This is a genomic window from Aeromonas sp. A35_P (genome assembly GCF_002259925.1).
Classification (GTDB): Bacteria; Pseudomonadota; Gammaproteobacteria; order Enterobacterales; family Aeromonadaceae; genus Aeromonas; species Aeromonas dhakensis.
Map to the genome: position 1 here is coordinate 1 of NZ_NEVB01000092.1, position 6,447 is coordinate 6,447.

Sequence of the window (6,447 nt, forward strand, 5' to 3'; positions counted from 1 at the left end):
ATGCGCATACACGCTCCTATTGATTGGTTATTCAATTCTTGAGAAGGCAAAAAACTACACGGTTTCGCTCATTTCCACAAGCTTGGCCCGTGTGAGTGACTTATTTTTCACCATTTTCCCGTCACGGCAATACGACCATTGGCGCAGATCCGTTTACGAAAAATGAGTGAAAATGCAGCAGCGCTGCACGCAACTGGCGCCCGCCCCAAACGGGGCAGGCGCCAGAAAAGAAAGAGCCCACTGCACGCAGTGGGCCCAAACATCATGCCTGGAGTAACAGACGGTTGATACGGGAGACGAAGCTCGCCGGATCATTGAGCCCGCCCTGCTCGGCCAGCTGAGCCTGTTCGTGCAGCAGGGTGACCCACTCGCCGAACAGTGCCTCGTCCTGGATGGTGTCGAGCTTCTTCACCAGAGCGTGGTCGGGGTTCAGTTCCAGAATGTACTTCTGCTCCGGCACCGGCTGACCGGCGGCGCGCATCAGCTTGATCATCTGGGTGCTCATGCCGTGCGCATCGGTGACGATGCAGGAGGGTGAGTCGGTCAGACGGTGGGTGACGCGCACCTCTTTTACCGCCTCGCCCAGGCTCTGCTTGACCCGCTCCACCAGACCGGCGTTGGCCTTCTCGGCCTCTTCCTGTGCCTGCTTGGAGGCTTCGTCTTCCAGATCGCCGAGATCCAGCTCGCCACGGGTGACGGAGACCAGCTGCTTGCCGTCGAACTCGGTCAGGTGGCTCATCAGCCACTCGTCGACCCGCTCCCACATCAGCAGCACTTCGACGCCCTTCTTGCGGAAGATCTCGAGGTGCGGGCTGTTCTTGGCGGCAGCGTAGGAGTCGGCGGTGATGTAGTAAATCTTCTGCTGGCCTTCCTTCATGCGGCCAACGTAATCCTCCAGCGACACGGTCTGGGCTTCGCCCTCGCCGGCAGTGCTGGCAAAGCGCAGCAGCTTGGCGATCTCTTCGCGGTTGGCGTAATCCTCGGCCGGGCCCTCTTTGAGCACATTGCCGAACTCGCTCCAGAACTTGGCGTACTTCTCGGCATCGTCCTTGGCCAGCTTGGCCAGCATGGTCAGCACGCGCTTGGAGCAGGCCTTGCGCAGGGAGACGGTCACCTTGTTGTCTTGCAGGATCTCGCGGCTGACGTTGAGCGGCAGATCGTTGGAGTCCAGCACCCCTTTGACGAAGCGCAGGTAGGTCGGCATGAACTGCTCGGCGTCATCCATGATGAAGACGCGCTGCACGTAGAGCTTGAGGCCGTGCTTCTGCTCGCGGTTGTAGAGGTCAAACGGTGCGCGGGCCGGTACGTAGAGCAGGCTGGTGTACTCCTGCGCCCCTTCCACCCGGTTGTGACCCCACAGCAGCGGATCTTCGAAGTCGTGGGCGACGTGCTTGTAGAACTCCTGATACTCCTCATCCTTGATGTCCTTCGGGTTGCGGGTCCAGAGCGCAGTGGCGCGGTTGACCTGCTCCCACTCGCCCGGGGTGCCGACGATGGTTTCACCCTCTTCTTCCCGATCCGGGGTACCCTCTTTGAACATCTCCACCGGCACGCTGATGTGGTCGGAATATTTGCTGACCACGGAGCGCAGGCGCCAGTCGTCGAGGAACTCGTCCTCTTCGGCACGCAGGTGCAGGATGACGTCAGTACCGCGACCCTCTTTGGTCACGTCGGCCACGGTGAAGGAGCCTTCCCCTTCCGACTCCCACTGCACGCCCTGGTCCGGTTCGGTGCCGGCGGCGCGGGAGACCACGGTCACCTTGTCGGCGACGATGAAGGCGGAGTAGAAGCCCACCCCGAACTGACCGATCAGCTGGGAGTCGCGGCCCTGATCACCGGAGAGGTTCTTGAAGAACTCGGCGGTGCCGGATTTCGCGATGGTGCCCAGGTGCTCGATCACCTGATCCCGGGTCATACCGATCCCGTTATCGGAGATGGTCAGGGTCCGTTTTTCTTTATCAACCACCAGGCGAACGCGCAACTGGCCGTCGTTTTCGAACAAAGAGGCATCTGAAAGCGCCTTGAAGCGCAGCTTGTCCGCCGCATCGGAGGCGTTGGAAATAAGCTCGCGCAGGAATACTTCTTTGTTGGAATAGAGGCTGTGGGCCATCAGGCTCAGCAGTTGTTTGACTTCAGTCTGAAACCCGTGGGTTTCGGCATGAACGCTTTGGGTCATCGACACTATCCTCAGGCGATTCGGGTTGAACATATTCCCGATCCAAGATGGGGCCGGCAATCGCCATTTCAAGGGGACAAATACAACGAACGGTGCGAATGGCGATTTTTGCGCCAATCGAGGCTGTAGCCCCATCCTGCACAAACAAAAAACCCGCCGAGGCGGGTTCTGGTATCGTGGGCTGAGTCGCGACGCAGGGCCTGTTGAAGCACAGATGCCGACTCAGTTGAGGGACTGACGCTGACTCAATTAAGGCGCTGACGCTGACTCAGTTGAGGGGCTGACGCCCCATCAGGGAGTGGGAGAGCGTGGTGCCGTCCACCAGCTCCAGCTCGCCGCCCACCGGCACCCCGTGGGCAATCCGGCTCACCTTGACGCCGGCGGCGCGGGCCATGTCGGCGATGTACCAGGCGGTGGCGTCCCCTTCGATAGTGGGGTTGGTGGCCAGAATAAGCTCGCTGATGGACTCCTCCTTCAAGCGCCGCTCCAGGATCTCCAGCCCCAGCTCTTCCGGGCCAATGCCGTCCAGCGGCGACAGATGGCCCATCAGCACGAAGTAGCGGCCGGAGAACTGGCCGGTCTGCTCGATGGCGGCCACGTCCGCCGGGCTCTCCACCACGCACAGCAGGCCGTTCTCTTCGCGCTTCGGATTGGCGCAGATCTCGCAGCGCTCGTTCTCGGTGAAGGTGCGGCAGTGGCTGCAGTGGCCAATCTCGGTCAGGGCGCGAGAGAGCAGCTGGGCCAGCCGCAGGCCGCCGCTGCGCTCACGCTCGAGCAGGGTAAATGCCATGCGCTGGGCCGACTTGGGGCCGACACCCGGCAGCACCTGCAGGGCTTTCATCATCTCATCCAGCAGCGGGCTGAATTTCATGGGCTTGGTATCCTTTGACGCTGTGTCGGCCGCGGCGCCCTGACGGGCAAGGAGCGTGACCGAACCTATCTTGTTGGCGCAGGACTATACCCGAGCCAACCCCGAGCGCCAATGGCCTTGTGCCCTCAGCCCTCTGCCGAAACGGGGGATGATGCCGCACTCGCCAGCAGGATGCGCTGGCGACCGCTGTAGATCTCGGCCCGCCCCGGGCGGCAAAAGCCCACCAGGGTGAGTCCGGTCTGCTCGGCCCGCTCGACTGCGAGCTCGGTGGCAGCCGAGATGGCGAGCAGGATCTCCACCCCGGCGCTGGCGCACTTTTGCACCATCTCGAAGCTGGCGCGGCTGGTCACCAGGATGGCGCCGTCGCGCCGTTGGCTTCGCTGCAGATGCCCCACCAGCTTGTCCAGCGCGATATGGCGTCCCACGTCCTCGCGAATGGCGAGGATGTTGCCCTCGCCATCCACGTGCACGGCGGCATGGGTCGCCCCCGTGCTCTGCCCCAGCAGCTGAAGCGGGCGCAGCGCGCTCAGCACCTTGTCGATATGGCCCACCGCAAGGCGCTGGCTGTCGGGCAGCCTTGGCTGGGCGCGCACCACCTGCTCTAGGCTCTCGCTGCCGCAGATACCGCAGCCGGTGCGCCCGGCCAGGGTGCGCCGTTTCTCTTTCAGGCGATGAACGCAGCGATTGGCCAGAGTGATGTGCAGCTCGATGCCGCGGCAGGCGCTCTGCTGCTCGATGTCGTGGATATCGAGCAGGCTGTCGATGATCCCCTCCGACAGCGAGAAGCCGATGGCGAAATCCTCCAGATCGGCGGCCGAGCACATCATCACGCTGTGGGCGATGCCGTTGTAGACCAGCGCCACCGGGGTTTCACAGGGCAACTGCATGGCGCTGTCGGTGGTGACACCGCGCTGATGGTAATGGACCACCTCGCGATGGGCGCTGAGCGCCTGCGGGGTGTCGGGGTCGAGTTCAAGCAACATCTGGGGGCCCCTTAGTTGAGAGTGCGGGGATCTTTGGCCGAGATCCCGAGCCGTTTCATTTTCGACAGCAAGGTGGTGCGCTTCATGCCGAGGCGCTGGGCCGCGCCCCGCTCACCGGCGACGATGCCGTTGCACGCCTTCAGCGCCCGGATGATGCTGGCTCGCTCATCCTCCCCCTGTGCCTCGTCACCTTGCGGCAAGGCGGGCAGCGGCTCACGAAACAGCTCCCGGGCCGGCTCGTCATAGACCAGGGTCTCTATCTTGTGAAAGCCCTTGAGGGGCAGCAGCTCGTCCGGCGAGAGGTTGAGCACATGGCCGCGGGTCATCACTACCGCTCGCTCGATGATGTTCTCCAGCTCACGGATGTTGCCGTACCAGGGGAGCGACACCAGCATCTTCATGGCATCGGCCGGGATGGAGGTGATGGTGCGGCGCATCCGCTTGGCGATCTTCTTGATGAAGAAGTTGACCAAGAGCGGAATATCCTCGCGCCGCTCGCGCAGGGGCGGCAGCTCGATGGGAAAGACGTTGAGCCGGTAATAGAGGTCGCTTCTAAAGCGCTTGTTCTTGACCATGGAGAGCAGGTCGCAGTTGGTGGCCGCCACCAGCCGCACGTCGATGGCAATGGGGTTGCTGTTGCCCACCCGCTCCAGCTCGTGCTCCTGCAAGACCCGCAACAGTTTAGGCTGCAGATCGAGCGGCATGTCCCCCACCTCGTCGAGGAACAGGGTGCCCTTGTGGGCCCGCTCGAAGCGGCCGATGCGCTGGGTCAGCGCCCCGGTGAAGGCCCCCTTCTCGTGGCCGAACAGATCGCTCTCGATAAGGCCGGTAGGAATGGCGGCGCAGTTCACCTTGACCATCTCGTGATCGTGGCGGGCACTCAGGGCGTGAATGGCCTGGGCGATCAGCTCCTTGCCGGTGCCGGTCTCCCCCAGAATGAGCACGGTGCAGTCGCTCTGGGCCACCAGCTTCACCTTCTCCAGCACCCTCTCCATCACGGCGCTCTGGTAGATGATGTTGGCAAAGTCCCCCTGCGGCGCGGGCCCGTCAACCCGAAGCGTCTTCTCCCTGGCACCGGTGGTGTTGGAGATCTCCTGCTGCGCCTGCACGTTGTTCATGGCAATCGCCGTGCGCGCCGCCACTTGTTCGAGCAGCGAGATATCGAGGTCGGCGAAGAAATCCGCCTGTGGGTGAGAGAGGATCAACACCCCCAGCAGATTGCCCCGATAGCGCAGCGGCAGGATGCAGGAGCTGTCGGCGTCGGGGGGCAGGATCTGGGAGGTGAAGCGGCAGCTCGACTGACAGCCGTGGCCCTGCTCGCGATAGAGGAAGAAGGGCTCGCTGTGGCCGAGCGCCCCCTGCAGGCAGTTCTTCTCAAAACACGAATGGTTGATGATGCCCGGCTGTTCGCGCTGCTGCTGATTGACCAGGTAACTCTTGAAGCTGTCGGAGGTGGCGTTGTACTCGGCCAGACACAGACTGCTGATGCCAACGTGGTGGTGCAGTATGGTGAACAGGCTCTTGGGCAGCTCGGCGATACGCACCAGCTTGATCACCGCGTTGGTCACGTCCACCAGGATCTTGCAGCTGTCGCGCTCAAGGCGCAGGGAGTTGGCCTGCTCCAGGGTGCGCTCCTTGTCCAGCACGTTCTCCAGCGCAATGGCGATGATGGCGGCCAGCTGGGTCAGCTTGGCCAGGGTCTCCATCGTGAAGTTGTCAAGGCGCGTATTGATGAATTCGACACAGCCCAGGTGGCTACGAGCCGTGGTGATGGGGAGCTGGCAATAAGAGCGCAACCCCTCGTAAATTCCTTGTTCATCGAGTGGGACACAGCGGTTGGTAAAGCGGGCGGCCGGTAGGACAATCGCCTGGGTGCCGGCTTCCGTGGCCATGTGCAGATCTGTCTTACGGCAGACAAGGTGGGTTGGGCCACTGCGCCCCAAATAGCAGAAGCTGACCTCCCCCTGTGCTCCCCGGTTCAGTATCAGGTTGACCCTGGTCACGCCGCCAAAACCAGCATCAATCTGGTTGAGTTTGAGGAGGAAGTCATCGAGGGTCACAGCCGACAGAAGGGATTTGGAGAGCAGGAGAAATCCGTCGTCCCAGATGGGGGAAATCTCGTCCAGAGGGATAGCACTCACATTTAGCATTGCGGCCTCACGTTATATCAATTGCAGTCACCAGTCAGGCTCTCCCTGCCATCGTATGGCGGCAATCTCAGCCCACCAAAATAAATAGCTGCAGCACGGGAAAATGCTGTCAATAAGAGCGAGGTGAGCAGAGATGCCCCATGTTGCAATTCCAGCTCTGTTATTAACGCCTGATAACAAAAAATAACATTGTCATGGGCTGATATATTGGAATGGCAACCCATCATAGATGAGCAGTAATTTCATTACAATCTACATCAATATATC

At 61.6% G+C, this 6,447-nt stretch carries 4 protein-coding genes; all 4 read right to left on the reverse strand.

Annotated elements, in window-relative coordinates:
• Positions 1 to 262: 262 nt before the first annotated feature.
• Positions 263 to 2,176 (reverse strand): molecular chaperone HtpG, encoded by a 1,914-nt coding sequence (htpG, locus tag CAK78_RS06910; protein ID WP_094696802.1) that lies wholly within the window; start codon positions 2,174 to 2,176, stop codon positions 263 to 265.
• A 268-nt stretch (positions 2,177 to 2,444) separates the two neighbouring features.
• Positions 2,445 to 3,047 carry a recombination mediator RecR gene (recR, locus tag CAK78_RS06920; RefSeq protein WP_017778912.1) on the reverse strand — a complete coding sequence of 201 codons (603 nt, stop codon included), beginning with the start codon at positions 3,045 to 3,047 and terminating at the stop codon, positions 2,445 to 2,447.
• Between the two features lie 125 nt (positions 3,048 to 3,172).
• Positions 3,173 to 4,030: a formate dehydrogenase accessory sulfurtransferase FdhD gene (fdhD, locus tag CAK78_RS06925; RefSeq protein WP_094696804.1), complete on the reverse strand. Its 858-nt coding sequence runs from the start codon at positions 4,028 to 4,030 to the stop codon at positions 3,173 to 3,175.
• 11 nt (positions 4,031 to 4,041) lie between these two features.
• Entirely contained in the window at positions 4,042 to 6,180 is a 2,139-nt protein-coding gene (locus tag CAK78_RS06930; protein WP_094696805.1) for a sigma 54-interacting transcriptional regulator, read from the reverse strand.
• Positions 6,181 to 6,447: the final 267 nt, after the last annotated feature.

Excerpts from the sequence above, each read along its gene's own strand:
- CAK78_RS06930 (WP_094696805.1), bottom strand. The coding sequence starts at position 6,180 with ATGCTAAATGTGAGTGCTATCCCTCTGGACGAGATTTCCCCCATCTGG.
- htpG (WP_094696802.1), bottom strand. The coding sequence starts at position 2,176 with ATGACCCAAAGCGTTCATGCCGAAACCCACGGGTTTCAGACTGAAGTC.
- recR (WP_017778912.1), bottom strand. The coding sequence starts at position 3,047 with ATGAAATTCAGCCCGCTGCTGGATGAGATGATGAAAGCCCTGCAGGTG.
- fdhD (WP_094696804.1), bottom strand. The coding sequence starts at position 4,030 with ATGTTGCTTGAACTCGACCCCGACACCCCGCAGGCGCTCAGCGCCCAT.